This is a genomic window from Pseudomonas sp. DL (genome assembly GCF_047199225.1).
Classification (GTDB): Bacteria; Pseudomonadota; Gammaproteobacteria; order Pseudomonadales; family Pseudomonadaceae; genus Pseudomonas; species Pseudomonas aeruginosa.
Genome location: NZ_CP178323.1, coordinates 2,355,668 through 2,369,169, shown reverse-complemented (window position 1 = coordinate 2,369,169; position 13,502 = coordinate 2,355,668). Strand labels below are relative to the sequence as shown.

At 66.0% G+C, this 13,502-nt stretch carries 17 protein-coding genes and 1 tRNA gene; 6 read left to right on the top strand and 12 right to left on the bottom strand.

All coding sequences use genetic code 11. From position 1 onward, the window contains the following. Positions 1-64: 64 nt before the first annotated feature. Positions 65-760: an alpha/beta hydrolase gene (locus ACI766_RS11240; protein WP_003119904.1), complete on the top strand. Its 696-nt coding sequence runs from the start codon at positions 65-67 to the stop codon at positions 758-760. Positions 761-807: 47 nt separating this feature from the next. On the opposite strand, the gene ACI766_RS11235 is transcribed toward ACI766_RS11240, so the two are convergent. Further along, on the bottom strand, positions 808-1,707 hold the full coding sequence (locus ACI766_RS11235) for a Dyp-type peroxidase (RefSeq protein ID WP_087823734.1): 900 nt from the start codon (positions 1,705-1,707) through the stop codon (positions 808-810). A gap of 341 nt (positions 1,708-2,048) precedes the next feature. Next, positions 2,049-2,630: a TetR/AcrR family transcriptional regulator gene (locus ACI766_RS11230; RefSeq protein ID WP_017002104.1), complete on the bottom strand. Its 582-nt coding sequence runs from the start codon at positions 2,628-2,630 to the stop codon at positions 2,049-2,051. Between the two features lie 87 nt (positions 2,631-2,717). Between ACI766_RS11230 and ACI766_RS11225 the strand changes: the two genes are divergently transcribed. Next, on the top strand, positions 2,718-3,686 hold the full coding sequence (locus tag ACI766_RS11225; RefSeq protein WP_087823736.1) for an enoyl-CoA hydratase/isomerase family protein: 969 nt from the start codon (positions 2,718-2,720) through the stop codon (positions 3,684-3,686). Positions 3,687-3,691: 5 nt separating this feature from the next. Further along, positions 3,692-4,174: a DUF6632 domain-containing protein gene (locus tag ACI766_RS11220; RefSeq protein WP_023115905.1), complete on the top strand. Its 483-nt coding sequence runs from the start codon at positions 3,692-3,694 to the stop codon at positions 4,172-4,174. Positions 4,175-4,324: 150 nt separating this feature from the next. On the opposite strand, the gene ACI766_RS11215 is transcribed toward ACI766_RS11220, so the two are convergent. The 3 genes from ACI766_RS11215 to ACI766_RS11205 form a co-directional block, all read right to left on the bottom strand. Continuing rightward, entirely contained in the window at positions 4,325-4,735 is a 411-nt protein-coding gene (locus tag ACI766_RS11215) for a nucleotide triphosphate diphosphatase NUDT15 (RefSeq protein ID WP_003099138.1), read from the bottom strand. A 21-nt stretch (positions 4,736-4,756) separates the two neighbouring features. Continuing rightward, complete coding sequence (locus tag ACI766_RS11210; protein WP_003114424.1) at positions 4,757-5,536, bottom strand: PhzF family phenazine biosynthesis protein; 780 nt, start codon at positions 5,534-5,536, stop codon at positions 4,757-4,759. A gap of 86 nt (positions 5,537-5,622) precedes the next feature. Beyond that, entirely contained in the window at positions 5,623-5,862 is a 240-nt protein-coding gene (locus ACI766_RS11205; RefSeq protein ID WP_003114425.1) for a hypothetical protein, read from the bottom strand. A 331-nt stretch (positions 5,863-6,193) separates the two neighbouring features. Here ACI766_RS11205 and ACI766_RS11200 point away from each other — a divergent pair, with 331 nt between their 5' ends. Continuing rightward, a complete protein-coding gene (locus tag ACI766_RS11200; RefSeq protein ID WP_016562042.1) occupies positions 6,194-7,219 on the top strand; it encodes a diguanylate cyclase in 1,026 nt (341 codons plus the stop codon). A gap of 6 nt (positions 7,220-7,225) precedes the next feature. On the opposite strand, the gene ACI766_RS11195 is transcribed toward ACI766_RS11200, so the two are convergent. Further along, positions 7,226-7,447 (bottom strand): hypothetical protein, encoded by a 222-nt coding sequence (locus ACI766_RS11195; RefSeq protein WP_003114427.1) that lies wholly within the window; start codon positions 7,445-7,447, stop codon positions 7,226-7,228. 263 nt (positions 7,448-7,710) lie between these two features. Here ACI766_RS11195 and ACI766_RS11190 point away from each other — a divergent pair, with 263 nt between their 5' ends. Then, complete coding sequence (locus tag ACI766_RS11190) at positions 7,711-7,881, top strand: hypothetical protein (protein ID WP_003099153.1); 171 nt, start codon at positions 7,711-7,713, stop codon at positions 7,879-7,881. 92 nt (positions 7,882-7,973) lie between these two features. On the opposite strand, the gene ACI766_RS11185 is transcribed toward ACI766_RS11190, so the two are convergent. From ACI766_RS11185 to ACI766_RS11170, 4 genes are all read right to left on the bottom strand, one after another. Beyond that, positions 7,974-8,495 (bottom strand): hypothetical protein, encoded by a 522-nt coding sequence (locus ACI766_RS11185; RefSeq protein ID WP_003122551.1) that lies wholly within the window; start codon positions 8,493-8,495, stop codon positions 7,974-7,976. A 198-nt stretch (positions 8,496-8,693) separates the two neighbouring features. Then, positions 8,694-9,281, bottom strand: a complete 588-nt coding sequence (tse4, locus tag ACI766_RS11180) for a type IV secretion system toxin Tse4 (protein ID WP_003099160.1) — start codon at positions 9,279-9,281, stop codon at positions 8,694-8,696. 4 nt (positions 9,282-9,285) lie between these two features. Next, complete coding sequence (gene tsi4 / locus ACI766_RS11175) at positions 9,286-9,723, bottom strand: type VI secretion system immunity protein Tsi4 (RefSeq protein WP_004344428.1); 438 nt, start codon at positions 9,721-9,723, stop codon at positions 9,286-9,288. Between the two features lie 191 nt (positions 9,724-9,914). Next, positions 9,915-9,991 (bottom strand) — tRNA-Val (locus tag ACI766_RS11170). A gap of 183 nt (positions 9,992-10,174) precedes the next feature. Here ACI766_RS11170 and ACI766_RS11165 point away from each other — a divergent pair. Continuing rightward, positions 10,175-11,458: an NAD(P)/FAD-dependent oxidoreductase gene (locus ACI766_RS11165; RefSeq protein WP_003114430.1), complete on the top strand. Its 1,284-nt coding sequence runs from the start codon at positions 10,175-10,177 to the stop codon at positions 11,456-11,458. Positions 11,459-11,508: 50 nt separating this feature from the next. Here ACI766_RS11165 and ACI766_RS11160 read toward each other — a convergent pair whose 3' ends face one another. After that, positions 11,509-12,465, bottom strand: coding sequence for a formate/nitrite transporter family protein (locus tag ACI766_RS11160; RefSeq protein ID WP_023118596.1), 957 nt, complete (start codon positions 12,463-12,465; stop codon positions 11,509-11,511). Between the two features lie 81 nt (positions 12,466-12,546). Continuing rightward, on the bottom strand, positions 12,547-13,476 hold the full coding sequence (locus ACI766_RS11155) for a PA2778 family cysteine peptidase (RefSeq protein WP_087823740.1): 930 nt from the start codon (positions 13,474-13,476) through the stop codon (positions 12,547-12,549). Positions 13,477-13,502: the final 26 nt, after the last annotated feature.

The following is a 13,502-nucleotide window of genomic DNA, read 5'->3' as shown; positions in this document are numbered from 1 at the left end:
GACCTCGTATGCTCGCCGGGCGATGCCTCATGCCAGCAACCCCCACCCACAAGGGAGCAACACGATGAGCAACCTGCCTGCAATCATCCTGGTCCACGGCTTCTGGGGCGGCGCCGCCCACTGGAGCAAGGTCATTCTCGAACTGAAACGCCTCGGCCACGACAACCTGCATGCCGTCGAACTACCGTTGACCTCGCTGGCGGACGATGCCGAGCGGACGCGCAAGATGATCGCGCAGCAACAGGGGCCGGTCCTGCTGGTCGGACACTCCTATGGCGGCGCGGTGATCACCGAGGCCGGCAACCAGCCGAATGTGGTCGGGCTGGTCTATATCGCCGCCTTCGCCCCCGACAGCGGCGAAAGTCCCGGTGGCATCACCCAGGAGCACTTGCCCCTGGCCGCAGCGAACCTGGCGCCGGACAGCGATGGCTATCTCTGGGTGAAGGCGGACAGGTTCCACGAAAGCTTCTGCCAGGATCTCGCTGCGGACGAAGGGCTGGTCATGAGCATCACCCAGAAGGCTCCGCTGGCCAGCACTTTCGGCGATGCCATCGGCAGCCCGGCCTGGAAGAGCAAGCCCTCCTGGTACCAGATTTCCAGCGCCGATCGCATGATTGCGCCGGAGAACCAGGAGCGGATGGCCGCGCGGATCGCACCGAGGAAGATCGTCACCCTCGATGCCAGCCACGCGTCACTGGCCTCGCGAGCGAAGGAAGTAGCGGCGCTGATCGACGAGGCCGCCGTGGCCACCGCCCACTAGCGCCGCGCAGGACGCGGCAGCAGGCCTGGCCTGCTGCCGCGGCGGGCTCAGAGGCCGAGGGCGGACAGGTCGAGGCGGCCGTCGGCCATGGGCGGACACCAGAAGTAGCTGCCGCTGATCGGCCGGGTGAAACGCAACAGGCCATCGAGCACCCCGTCTTCCACGCCGATCATCCGTAGCCACTGGACCTCGAAGGCCTCGAACGAGCGGCCGAAGGCGGCGAACAACAGCCCCGCGCGGTGCTCGTCGGACCAGGGCGCGCCGCGCCGCAGGAGGAACGCGGCGGGCTCGAAGCTTTCCTGCTCGGTGCGCTTGACGTGGGCGTAGGCCGGCGCGTCTTCCAGTTCTTCGTCGTCGGACTTGCGGCGGCCGATGATGTTGTCCATCTCCTCGCCGGGGATCGCCTGCATCCGGTCGAAGTCATGCAGCCACTGCTGGACAGCAACGAAACTGCCGCCATCCAGGCCCGCACCGCGCCCGGAGACCAGCGCGGCTTCGAGCGCCGCATCGCCCTTGGGGTTCTCGGTGCCGTCCTTGTAGCCGGACAGGTCGCGGTCCTCGCCGTAGAGGAACGCATCCACCGCGCCGGTCCGCTGGAAGGCCGGCGCCAGCGACCGTTCCAGCGCGTGCGAGCGCAGCGTCACCTCGCCGCGATCCTCGCCGCGCAGCCAGCACCACAGCGCGGAGGGCGTGGACGGCAGGTCGATGCCGGGCGCGGCGAGCACCGGATAGTCCTTCATGCCCTCGACGGTCTTGCCGAGGCTGAGCATCAGCGAATGGCCGATACCCACCACCAGCTGGTAACCATCGGTGGCCGCGGCCAGGCTGGCCAAGGTCGCGGCCACCTGCTCGGGTTGGGAAATGCTGAAAAACAGGTAGCGACCCACCACCGGAATCGGGGTGAGAATGCCTGGCTGAGCCGCGCTCATGTTGCCTCCATCTATCATCAGGCCGTGCGCCGCTCGTGGCGATGCACCTTCGATCTCGTTCTGGTTCGAGCAATGCTCGGTTTCGGAGCGCAGCGGCGGGCGACGCCAAGCGAAGCGGCTCCGAAATACCCGCGCATCCTAAACCGGTGCAACGCCAGAGACCACTCGAAGACGAGGGAAAAGCGCGAAGCCGGACCTGCGTCGCTCAGAACTCCATCGGCATGAGACCGACCACCAGGCCGGCGACGGCAAGGGCAAACACCAGCAGGGCCTTGGCGAGTTCGAGATGATGGGCGTTCATGGGCTTACCTGTCGGAGGGAAAGCCTGACGCTAGACGCCGAACATTGCAGTTGTGCAATCAGTCCCGGTCCGCTTGCGGCGAAACCGCTCCGCTCGCCGAAAGCAGGACCAGCGCATGCTCCAGCGCCGCATCCAGGACCTTGTCACGCGCCACCTCGCTCGCCTGGGCACGCGCGAGAAGCACCGCGCCGACCGACAGGCAGGTGAGCACCCAGGCCCGGTTCTCGTCGCCCATCAGTTCGGCCAGCCGCCGTTGCCGTTGTTCCAGGGCGCGTTCGAAGGTTTCCCGCACCTCGGGCCCTGCCCGGCCCACCTCGGCGGCCAGCGCCGGAATCGGGCAGCCCATGTCGGCATGCTGCGCATGACCGCGACTGAGATAGAGACGGGTGGCGCCGGCCAGTTGCTCCAGGCTGTCCAGCGGAAAGGCATCGTGCTGGGCGCTCAGCTCGCGCTGCAGGATCGCTTCGAGCAACTCCGCCTTGCTGGAGAACTGCGAGTAGAACGCCCCGGTGGTAAGACCAGCCGCCTTCATCAAGGTGTCCAGGCCGGTGCTGGCGAAGCCCTGGCGCTTCACCAGCGGAGCGGCCTTGCTCAACAACAGGGCGCGGGTGGCCTGTTTCTGTTCCGGTTTGTAGCGCATGCCGACTATCCGTTGGTTGGGGAGACGATGTCGTCACATTGGATAATGATCTTTATATAACGCTCGTTATCCAATGAGGAAGCCGCAATGACTCTAGCACCGCGACACCTGCGCATAGAACAACGAGGACGCGTCCTGCAAGTCCTGCTCGACAATCCCCCGGCGAACTTCCTCACCACGGCGGTGATGCAGGAACTGGCCGACCTGCTGGACGACCTTGAGCAACGCCAGGACATCGGCGCCGTCATCCTTTCCGGAGCGGCGGACGGGGTCTTCCTGACCCACTTCGACGTCGACGAGATCGAGCGCGCCGTCGCCCCCATCACCTTTTCCATGCCGGCCTGGCTGACACGCCTGCTGCTGGAAAGCGAAAGCCTCCTGCGCCACTTGCCTGGGGCGAGGAAGCTGCTGCGGCGCACCCTGCTGGCAGGCGTCGCCGACATGAACCTGTTCCATGAGGTCACCGCGCACATGCGCCGCATGGACAAGGTGTTCATCGCCGCGATCAACGGCCTGGCCCTGGGTGGCGGCTGCGAGCTGGCGCTGGCCTGCGACCTGCGCCTGATGGCCGAGGACGACCAGGTGGAACGCTTCCTCGGCCAGCCGGAAGTACTCATCGGCCTGATACCGGGAGGCGGCGGCACCCAGATGCTGGCGCGCAGCCTGGGCGTAGCCAGGGCCCTGGAGCTGTGCCTGGAAGGGCAACTGCTGGAGCCGCGCCAGGCCCTTGCGCTGGGCCTGGTCAACGGGCTGGCGCCAGCGGAGGAGCTACTGGAAGCCGCCGACGCGCTGGCGCAACGCCTGTCCCGGCGCTCACCGCAAGCGGTGCGCCTGATCAAGCGTTCGATCTACCAGGCGGCTTCCCGCGACTGGACGGAGGGCATGGCCAGCGAAAAGGCCGGCTTCCTCTCCGCCGCCTCCCAGGGCAATACCCGCCGCGCCATGCGCGAATACATTGAACGGGTGCGCACCATCGTCCGGGAAGAGCGCCCTTTCCGCCGTGCGGATTTTGACGACCTGACCGAAGGCAACGCCATCGACATGGCCTACAGGTGATCTGCATGACTGCCTCCTCTTCCCCGGTTTCCGCCACGCCTTGGCTGACCCTGAGCATTCGCCTGATGGCCGGCGGCTTCCTGCTGTTCTTCGGCCTGGCCCTGGCCACGCTGCTCCTGCGGCTCGACCAGTCGCTGCTCGACTCCGACGCCGGGCGCCTGCTGCTCCGCCTGGTTCGCTGGGGCGACCAGCAAGGCGGCGGACAGCACTATGAGCTGATGATCTCGACGATCTACCTGGTCTGGGGCGGATTCCTCTGGCGCGCCGCCAGCCAGCCCTTCCGCCACCGGCTGTTCATCGACTTCACCGTGGCAGCCAATGCCGCGCACTTCGGCCTGATGTTCCTGCAGGGACTGTTGATGCCCGGCGAACACATCCACCTGGCCGGCGATGTCCTGCTGGGCTGGGCCTCGCTGCTGCCGCTGATGCTGTTCTGGATACCGCAACGCAAGCGGGCAACCCCTTCGCTCGCCGTCGAGCGGAGGTGACGACAGTGGAACGGCCCCCAAAGGGGCCTAGCAGTTCGAACAGGCTCCTCTTGATGCCGTTGCGGACTGGCCTATGCTCACGGTGTGTGCGAACCCCAAGGGTATTTCCCGACCAGCTCCCCCGCGGTCGGGATTTTTTTTGCCTGTCGCTCAGCGCTTCGGGTCGAAGGGCGAATAGCCCCGCCGGCGCAGGCTCGCCAGGGGCGCGAACAGCGGCTCCGGCAGATCGGCCCAATCGAACCAGGCCCAGCCGTCGCACTTGTCCGGCTCCATGAGGCGCGCCTCGGCATCCTCCGCGCAACCGGCCAGGATGAACGCGGTGAGGTAGTGGCGCCCCTCGAAGACGTCATTGCTGAACGGGCCGTGGCGCAGTTCGCTCAGCGCCAGGCCGGTCTCTTCCAGGGCTTCGCGCAGGGCGCAGTCCTCCACCGCCTCGCCGAACTCGAGATGGCCGCCGGGCGCCGACCAGCAGCCAGCGCCATGACTGCCCTTGCGGCGCCCCAGCAACACCTTGCCGTCCCGCAAGATCAGGACGCCCACGCCTACCTGCGGTGCCGGCATCGTCGTACTCCTGCTTCGGGATCAGAGATGGAGCGTACCGCTCATGTACAACGCCGCCTTGCCGGAGATGACCACCCGCTCGCCGCGCACGTCGCATTCCAGGCGCCCCTTGCGCGCCCCGCCCTGCTCGGCGCTCAGCCGGGTCTTGCCCAGGCGCTGCGCCCAGTACGGCGCCAGGGAGGTATGCGCGGAACCGGTCACCGGGTCTTCGTTGACGCCGACGTTGGGCCCGAACCAGCGCGAGACGAAATCGAAGCGCTGGCTGCGCGCGGTCACCGCCACCCCGCGGCACGGCAAGCCCTTCAGCCGGGCGAAGTCAGGCGCCAGGGCGGCGATCGTCTTTTCGTCGTCGACCACCACGAGGTAATCGTCGGTCTTCAGCACTTCCGCCTCGGCAATACCCAGCGCCTCCAGCAGTCCGTCCGGTGTCGCGCAAGGCTCCGGACGCTTGGCCGGGAAGTCCATCGCCAGCGAGTCGCCCTCGCGCCGCACGCTCAGCTCACCGCTACGGGTAGCGAAACGCAGTACCGGGGAAGCGTCGTCGAGCTTGTGGATCAGTACCCAGGCCGTCGCCAGGGTCGCATGACCGCACAGGTCCACCTCGACCTGCGGCGTGAACCAGCGCAATCGATAGTCGCCGTCGCGGCCGACGACAAAGGCGGTTTCCGAAAGATTGTTCTCTTCCGCGATGGCCTGCAGGCGCTCGTCGTCCAGCCAGGCATCGAGGGGGCAGACCGCCGCCGGATTGCCCTGGAAGGGACTGTCGGCGAATGCGTCTACCTGGAAGATCGTCAGTTCCATGTTCCGGACTCCTGTATCGATGGGCTGCGCACCTTAGCAGCCGGACCGAGACCAGGACAATGCCGCGCCCCGCGCAGGCGCCTCGCTCAGATCTGACGGATATCCAGCAGCGCCCAGACCTGGTAACCCTGGCGCTTGGCTTCCTTCTCCGCTTCCAGTTGCGCGGTGACCTTGCTGATGGAGCGCGAGCGATGTTCGAAACGCAGCGGCAATCCCGCCCCGCCCTTGCGCACGCTCAGTTCGACGATGGTGTAGCGGACCGGCTGGCTGGCCTCGGTCCGGACCTTTTTCGGTCGCGTTTCGGCAAGGCCCAGCGCCTTGCGCATCTGTTCTTCAGAGTAGATTTCCTGCACGCATTCACCCAGATTGAATAAAACCCGCAAATCCTATTGGTTCGCGACCCCACTTGCCAGGATAGTCGGCGAAGCGGGTCACACATCGACGCGAAAATCGCGCCTACCAGATCCGGCAGCTTCATCGAAACCGCCGCCGACATAAGCTGTGGGCGCTGTACATCCCTGGATCCTTTCCCGGCCTGCTCCACGCGGCCGGGATTTTTTTTGCCCTCTTCACCCTTGCGCCGACTGCGGACGCCAGGCTGGCCTTCAGCCTGTCCGGCAGCTATAACGAAAGTCTCCACCGTGATCAGGATCCAGTATGCTCGCCTGCCCCCTCCCTCCCGACGAAGCCCTGCGCCAGCAGGCCCTGGACGACATGGCGCTGGTCGACACCCCCGCCGAACACTACCTGGACGCCCTGGTGGAACTGGCGCGGGAAACCTTCGGGGTGAAGACCGTGCTGATCAGTCTGATCGACCACGACCGCCAATGGTTCAAGGCCCGTATCGGCCTGGATGCCGATCAGACGCCGCGCGACCTGTCCTTCTGCGGCCACGCCATCCTGGCCAGCGAACCGCTGATGGTGACGGACGCCTCCAGGGATCCGCGTTTTCACGACAATCCGCTGGTCACCGGGCCGCCCTTCATCCGCTTCTACGCCGGCGAGCCCCTGCACGCCAGCAATGGCCAGGCCATCGGCACACTCTGCCTGATCGACCCGAGCCCGCGGCTGCTGAATCTCCGGGAAGGACGCCAGCTCAATCGACTGTCGATCCTGGCCGAAGGATATCTCCAGCTACGCAGCCTCACCGAGCACACCCGCTTCCTGCGCCAGGAGATCGACCGGGAGCAGCGCAAGTCACTGCTCGACCCCCTCACCCAATTGTGGAACCGGGCCGGCTTCCACGCGCTGCACCAGCATGAACTGGAGTTGGCGCGGGCCAGCGACCAGCGCATCGGCATCATCTACAGCGATATCGACCATTTCAAACGTATCAACGACACCCTGGGGCACCGGGCCGGCGACAGCGTCCTCCGCGAGGCGGCTTCGCGACTGCGCGCGGCGCTGCGGCCGGAATATCTCCTGGCGCGTTTCGGCGGCGAGGAGTTCGTGGCGATGGTCCGGGTCCGCGAGACCACGGAACTGACCATGATCGCCAATCGCATCCGCGAACTGATGGAAGCGACCCCGATCGACTGTGCCGGCACGTCCGTGCCGGTGACCATCAGTGCCGGCTGTACCCTGGCCGGCAGCGGCGAAGAACCGGAACAGGCACTCGCCCGGGCGGATGCCGCGCTGTACGACGCCAAGCGTGCCGGACGCAACCGGGTGGTCAGCGTCTGACCAGGGCTAGTCCTCCAGCCCTGCGCAATCGGCGCAGATAGAGAAACCCTCGCTATCGACTGGCACCTGGACCGCGTCGCAATATTCGCAGGAACGTCGCCTGCCGGTTCCGCAGGCATCGGGCTCGTCGAGCGCGCCGAACGTATCTTCGTCACGCTCGTCCTCGAGGTAATCGTTATCCAGCAGGTGATCGTGTTCGGGTTCGTGAATATCGTCTTCGTCGCTCATCTTCGACTGCCTGCCGGCTGCGTGAGGCGGTCTTATAAAGGCAGCGACAGCGCCCGTCAACGGCTCAACCCAGGTACAGACGCAGTTGCAGCCGGATTCGCTCCGGCTCGCCGTCGATCGGCGCAGGGCGACTGTCGAATCGCTGGGCGCCCTGGACCATGTAGAACGCTTAGGCATGCAAATCGGCTCCTCCCCCTGCCTCATTGCACTAGAATCGCCCGGCGCAGCGCCTGCGCCCTCAAGCCTCTTTCGTAGAAAACACCATGAGCAAACTGCAACATATCGGCCTGTTCCTGTTCGTTCTTCTCTCTGCCGGCCTGGCGCTCGGCTACCGAGTCGACTGCCCGGACGGCAGCCATGTCGAGACCTACCTGCTTCGCGGCCTGGGCGCGCGCCTCCTCGGCAACGATCTCTGCGAGCAGGCAGCGCCCTGACGCCGGGCGTTCCCGGATCCGACGGCGCCCGCCTATCGAGCCGGCAAGCCTCCGCCAACGCCAAGCCTTGCCGAAGCGATGGGCCACCAGCGCTAACCGGCCAGTTGCAACCAGAGCGAAAACACGCCCAGCGCACACCAGAAGCCGGCGAACAGGAACGGCACGCGTCGCGAGAACAGCAAGGTTTTCTCGAAGCTGCCGCGGTTGACCTCGCGTTCGCTGAACAATGGCGAATCATCGTAGGCCAGGCCGATCTCCGGATCGCTGTGCAACAGGCAGGACTGCTTGAACTGCCAGTGGCAGATGATCTCCGAGGATGCCTGGATGCCCGGCCAGGCATGCAGGGAATTGACGATCCCGAGCAGTGCTAGGAGCGCCGGCACCACCAGGGTGAACAGCTCGCCCCAGGCCGGGTTCAGGTTGGCCATCGACGAGGCATAGGCGATGACCAGGAACGACTGCGCCGTCAGGTAGGCGTTGGTCCGACTGGATAGCTGGCCCGTCTCGTAGTGGATTTCCCGCCGGTAGAAGTCCAGCCGCTCCTTGGGTGAACAGAAGATCCGGACATCGGATTCTTGCGACAACGGCCCTCCGGGCATGATCAACCTGGACACAAGCACGACACCTCGAACGAGTGGATGGGCTTGTTTGGAAAGAACCGATCCACGCCGGTTCGGAATCTCCGACGACCGTTCCCCGCGCCGGTAACGATTTCCGCCACCGCCCCGCTGGCCATGGAACTCAACGGAGCCCTGGCCGCCGCACGCCTGCGCAAGGTAAAAAGGGCGATCCTCCCGGATCGCCCTCCTGCATCAGAACAACGCCCCCAGGTAAGCCGCCGCGCCGCCGCCGAACTGTGCACCGACGTTGACCCCGGCCATCAACAGGGCGCCACGGGACGATTGCAGTAATTGCCGCGACATGCTGGCGCCCAGCGCGGCGGTCAATGGCGAGGCGCTCGCCAGCGCCACCGCCGCCAGCAGCTTGGGATCGAGGCCGAAGAGAATCGCCGTGCCCGAACCGCCGGCGATGACTCCCGCGCCGAGTTCGACGTACATGCAGGGCCCGGTGAAGTCGCCGCGGGACAGGTCGCGCCCCACCAGGCCGTCCGCGACCAAGACGGTTCCGGTGCTCGGCAACGCCTCCAGCGCACCGGCCCCGCCAACGCTCTTGCCCTTGACATTGAGGTTGACCTTGCCGAAGCGCGGCAGGCGCATGCCCAGTCCGATCCCGCCGCCCACCCCGCCATAGCGGAAGGACACGTTCTCACCCTCCGGCGAGAGCAACGTGATGGAGCCGCCGCTACCCGCCAGGAAGGCCACGGTCATGCCTCCGCCACTGGCCGTCACGTAGCGCCAGCGACTCTCGTTGAGGGGCAAGGGAATGGGAAGTTGCGACATGACTTCAATGTCCTTTTGAGGTCGGTTGGGAAGAACGCAGGCCCAGCAATCCCCTGAACCCGACAATACCGAAGAGTGCGCCGAAGCCGCAGAGGAAAGCGCTGGTTCCCCAGAGCGCGCCGGCATCGTCGACTATCGCGCTGGCCGCCGGCCGCCCAGCCTCGTAGAGGACGCGAACCGACTCGCCCACCTGGTAGCCGAAGATGAAGCCGCCCTGGGGATAGGAAATCCGCTCGCCGGAAACGCTGGTGAAATCGATCTGCGGATGCGAACCGCCGGCATTCAAGGCGCTGACCGTCCCCTGGGCTTCCTGCGCAGTACGCAGGAAATGGTACCGCTCGACGGTCTTGAAACCGCCGGCGAGCAGGAGACCGAGTCCGAGCAGGGAAAAAAGGGAAGCGTGAAGAAGTCCGCCGATACGCGAACCGGAAGAGGTCGTCATGAGCCTTGTCGCCTGAATCATCCGTGAAGGCGCTAGGGTCGGAAAAGACCGCCCCCGCTGTCAATAGCGGCTATGCGATGAAGCGCGAGCCCAGGCGAGCACGGGCCGAGCGGCCTTTTTCGGGGCGCAAACGAAAAAAGGCGACCCTTTCGGATCGCCTTTCTTGCCCCGCCAGCAGCGCGGGATTTGTTTGGTAGGCACGATTGGATTCGAACCAACGACCCCCACCATGTCAAGGTGGTGCTCTAACCAACTGAGCTACGTGCCTGCTGATGGCGCGCATTCTACAGACCCCAAAAACACCGTCAAGCTTTTTTTTCGCTAACTCTCTGAAAAAGTGGAATTTTTATTTTCTGGGGGTCCGTTGAAAATTTTGCACGGAGGCTAGCCGGCCGATTTCGACTCGGGTAGCATCCGGGCATCCGTAAAAAATAAAAAACAGAGGTGCAAGATGCCGCACACCCCCTACCCCTCCTCCTATTACGCCGCGTCGGCCAATCCCGCGCCGCCCCGCCCGGAACTCCAGGGCGAGGTCGAAACCGACGTCTGCGTGATCGGTGCCGGCTATACCGGCCTCTCCACCGCCCTGTTCCTGTTGGAGAATGGTTTCAAGGTCACCGTACTGGAAGCCGCCAAGGTCGGCTTCGGCGCTTCCGGGCGCAACGGCGGCCAGATCGTCAACAGCTACAGCCGCGACATCGACGTGATCGAGCGCACCGTCGGCAAGCGCGAAGCGCAGTTGCTCGGCGAGATGGCCTTCGAAGGCGGGCGCATCATCCGCGAGCGCGTGGCCCGCTACGGTATCCAATGCGACCTGAAGGACGGCGGGGTGTTCGCCGCCTTCACCGAGAAGCAGATGGATCACCTGCGCGCGCAGAAACAGTTGTGGGAACGCTACGGCCACAACCAGTTGGAGATCATGGACGCCAAGCGCATCCGCGAGGTGGTGGCGACCGACAACTATATAGGTGGCATGCTTGACATGAGCGGCGGCCACATCCATCCGCTGAACCTCGCCCTCGGCGAAGCGGCGGCGGTGGAGTCGCTCGGCGGCAGAATCTACGAGCAGAGCCCGGCGACCCGCATCGAGCGCGGCGCCAGCCCGGTGGTGCATACCCCGCAAGGCAAGGTGAAGGCGAAGTTCATCGTGGTCGCCGGTAACGCCTACCTCAACGGCCTGGTCCCGGAACTGGCGGCCAAGTCGATGCCCTGCGGCACCCAGGTGATCACCACCGAGCCGCTGAACGAGGAACTGGCCCACAGCCTGCTGCCGCAGGACTACTGCGTGGAAGACTGCAATTACCTGCTCGACTACTATCGCCTCTCCGGCGACAAGCGCCTGATCTATGGTGGCGGCGTGATCTATGGCGCTCGCGATCCGGCGGACATCGAGGCGATCATCCGGCCGAAGATGCTCAAGACCTTCCCGCAACTGAAGGACGTGAAGATCGACTTCGCCTGGACCGGCAACTTCCTGCTGACCCTCTCGCGCCTGCCCCAGGTCGGCCGCATCGGCGACAACATCTACTATTCCCAGGGTTGCAGCGGCCACGGCGTGACCTACACCCACGTCGCCGGCAAGGTCCTGGCCGAAGCCCTGCGCGGCCAGGCCGAGCGCTTCGACGCTTTCGCCGGCCTGCCGCACTACCCCTTCCCCGGCGGCAAGCTGTTCCGCGTACCGTTCACCGCCATCGGCGCCTGGTACTACAGCCTGCGCGACAAGCTCGGGGTCTAGTCCGCGTCGACAGAACGGCACCCCGGGGTGCCGTTTTTTCCATCCGCTCCTCAACCTTCGCTACGGATCTGCGCATGACTGATCAGGGCGAAGATCAGGCTACCGCCGACGATGTTGCCGCCCAGGGTAGGCAGGGCGAACTTCAGCAGGAACTCGGTCCAGCCGATTTCCCCGGCGAACGCCAGGTAGCCTACCTCCGCCGAGCCCACCACGATGTGGGTGAAGCTGCCCAGCGCCATCAGGTAGGTGACCATCGCGATGATCCAGATCTTCGCGCCCTCCGCCGCCGGGATCAGCCAGACCATGGTGGCGATCATCCAGCCGGAAACGATGCCCTTGGCGAACATCTGCGCCAGGTCGTTGTGCATCACCTCGCGGCCGATCTCGAGGAACGCCGCGTCGGCCGCTTCATTGAAGATCGGCAGATGCAGCACCGCCCAGGCGAACAGCAGCGTACCGACGATATTGCCGAACAGCACCACGCTCCAGAGACGCAACAGTTGCCAGGCCTTTTCCAGGGTCGGCTCGGTCATCACCGGCAACACGGCGGTCAGGGTGTTTTCGGTGAACAGTTGCTGGCGGGCGAGGATCACTGCCAGGAAGCCCATGGGATAGCCGAAGCTGCTGACGATGATCGCCCACTCCTGCTCGGGCAAGGCAGCGCGGAACAGGCCCATGCCCATCAACGAGAGGCCGATGGTCAGCCCCGCGGCTACCGCCGACCACCAGAGTGCCGCCAGCGTGCGCTGCAACTCGTGTTCGCCCTGGACGCGAATCACCTCGTGCAGGACAGCGGCGCGCGGTGGCTGCTTGTCGTCGATCTCCCGCCGCTCGTTGGCGGTCAGCGCCGTGGCCGAACGTCCGTCGGCCGGTTTCTCTTTCCGCTCCTCGCCGCGCGCACGCGGCTTGCGCGCGCCCTCCGCTGCACGCCCCTGGCGCTTGCCCGCCGCGCCGCCCTTGGCCGGTTGTCGGGGGCCGGGAGTCGAAGTCTGCTTGTCGTTGGCCATGCTCTGCACCTGAGTGGGGTCCTCCCAGGTATAGAGCCGTCTCGCTGGAACGGGGTTCCGACAACCTTCGGCTCGGCCGCCTCAGCGGGGCGGTGCGCCAACGGGACAGGCCGGCAGCTCGGCGCACCGAGCCGCGGGTGCGACGGCCTGTGGCAGGGCCGCAGCGAAGCGGGCTTCCCCAGGCTGCAATGCCCGCGCGCAGGCCTGCGCCTGGCGCGCCGGCGCCGCGCAACCGCGTTCCGCCAGCAACTGGGACAGGTTGAACCAACCCGCGGCGAAATCCACGCGACGCTCGACGCTGGTGAGCATGGCCTGTTCGGCAGCGGCGGAATCGCCTGCGGCGTAGCGACTGTTGCCCAGGGCAAACCAGGCGAAGGCGTCCTCAGGCCAGCGTCGCACGGCTTCTTCGTAGGCGCGCCGGGCAACCTTGGGGTGGCCGGTTTCCTCGCTGTCACTGGCGGCCGTGAGCCACGGGACCGCCGCTGCCGTGGCCGGCAGGCGGTCACCCGGCAGGGTCAGCACCGCCCAGCGCCCCGAACGCTTCCAGGTCGACTCGAAGCTGGTGAAGTCGGTAACCCAGCGCCGGGTGATGCCCGAGCGCAGCACCAGTTCGCGGCGCTCCCGATCGAAACCGACCACCACCGCGAAGTGCCAGCGCGGCCACCAGGAGAAAGCCTGGTTCTGTAACACCAGCACCGGGTTGCCCGCCGCGACCTCCTCGAGCACGCTCTCCAGTCCGCCTTGCAGCGGATAGACCAGCATGCCGTGGCGGCGCGCCGCGGCGACCATCTCCAATTGCAGGCTGCCCTCGCGACCGGGAATGAACACCTCGTCCTTCAATTGCCCCGGCGTCAACGCCAGGCCGCGCTGGCCGAGCATCGTGGCCAGCGCGGCGGGACCGCACTGGTAGGCTTCCTGGGGGAAGAACGGCACTTCGCGCAGCTCCACCCGCGCGGGCAGCGCCGCGCTTTCCGGCGGCAGTCTCGGCGGCTGCGCGCAGCCGCCGAGCATTGCGGAGACCAGCAGTGCCCCTGCCA

Coding starts and splice junctions, on each gene's coding strand:
- ACI766_RS11205 (WP_003114425.1), bottom strand. CDS start 5,862: ATGCGCAAGGCGCTGGGCCTTGCCGAAACGCGACCGAAAAAGGTCCGG.
- ACI766_RS11240 (WP_003119904.1), top strand. CDS start 65: ATGAGCAACCTGCCTGCAATCATCCTGGTCCACGGCTTCTGGGGCGGC.
- tsi4 (WP_004344428.1), bottom strand. CDS start 9,723: ATGACGACCTCTTCCGGTTCGCGTATCGGCGGACTTCTTCACGCTTCC.
- ACI766_RS11215 (WP_003099138.1), bottom strand. CDS start 4,735: ATGCCGGCACCGCAGGTAGGCGTGGGCGTCCTGATCTTGCGGGACGGC.
- tse4 (WP_003099160.1), bottom strand. CDS start 9,281: ATGTCGCAACTTCCCATTCCCTTGCCCCTCAACGAGAGTCGCTGGCGC.
- ACI766_RS11210 (WP_003114424.1), bottom strand. CDS start 5,536: ATGGAACTGACGATCTTCCAGGTAGACGCATTCGCCGACAGTCCCTTC.
- ACI766_RS11230 (WP_017002104.1), bottom strand. CDS start 2,630: ATGCGCTACAAACCGGAACAGAAACAGGCCACCCGCGCCCTGTTGTTG.
- ACI766_RS11235 (WP_087823734.1), bottom strand. CDS start 1,707: ATGATAGATGGAGGCAACATGAGCGCGGCTCAGCCAGGCATTCTCACC.
- ACI766_RS11160 (WP_023118596.1), bottom strand. CDS start 12,465: ATGGCCAACGACAAGCAGACTTCGACTCCCGGCCCCCGACAACCGGCC.
- ACI766_RS11225 (WP_087823736.1), top strand. CDS start 2,718: ATGACTCTAGCACCGCGACACCTGCGCATAGAACAACGAGGACGCGTC.
- ACI766_RS11165 (WP_003114430.1), top strand. CDS start 10,175: ATGCCGCACACCCCCTACCCCTCCTCCTATTACGCCGCGTCGGCCAAT.
- ACI766_RS11200 (WP_016562042.1), top strand. CDS start 6,194: ATGCTCGCCTGCCCCCTCCCTCCCGACGAAGCCCTGCGCCAGCAGGCC.
- ACI766_RS11155 (WP_087823740.1), bottom strand. CDS start 13,476: ATGCTCGGCGGCTGCGCGCAGCCGCCGAGACTGCCGCCGGAAAGCGCG.
- ACI766_RS11190 (WP_003099153.1), top strand. CDS start 7,711: ATGAGCAAACTGCAACATATCGGCCTGTTCCTGTTCGTTCTTCTCTCT.
- ACI766_RS11195 (WP_003114427.1), bottom strand. CDS start 7,447: ATGAGCGACGAAGACGATATTCACGAACCCGAACACGATCACCTGCTG.
- ACI766_RS11220 (WP_023115905.1), top strand. CDS start 3,692: ATGACTGCCTCCTCTTCCCCGGTTTCCGCCACGCCTTGGCTGACCCTG.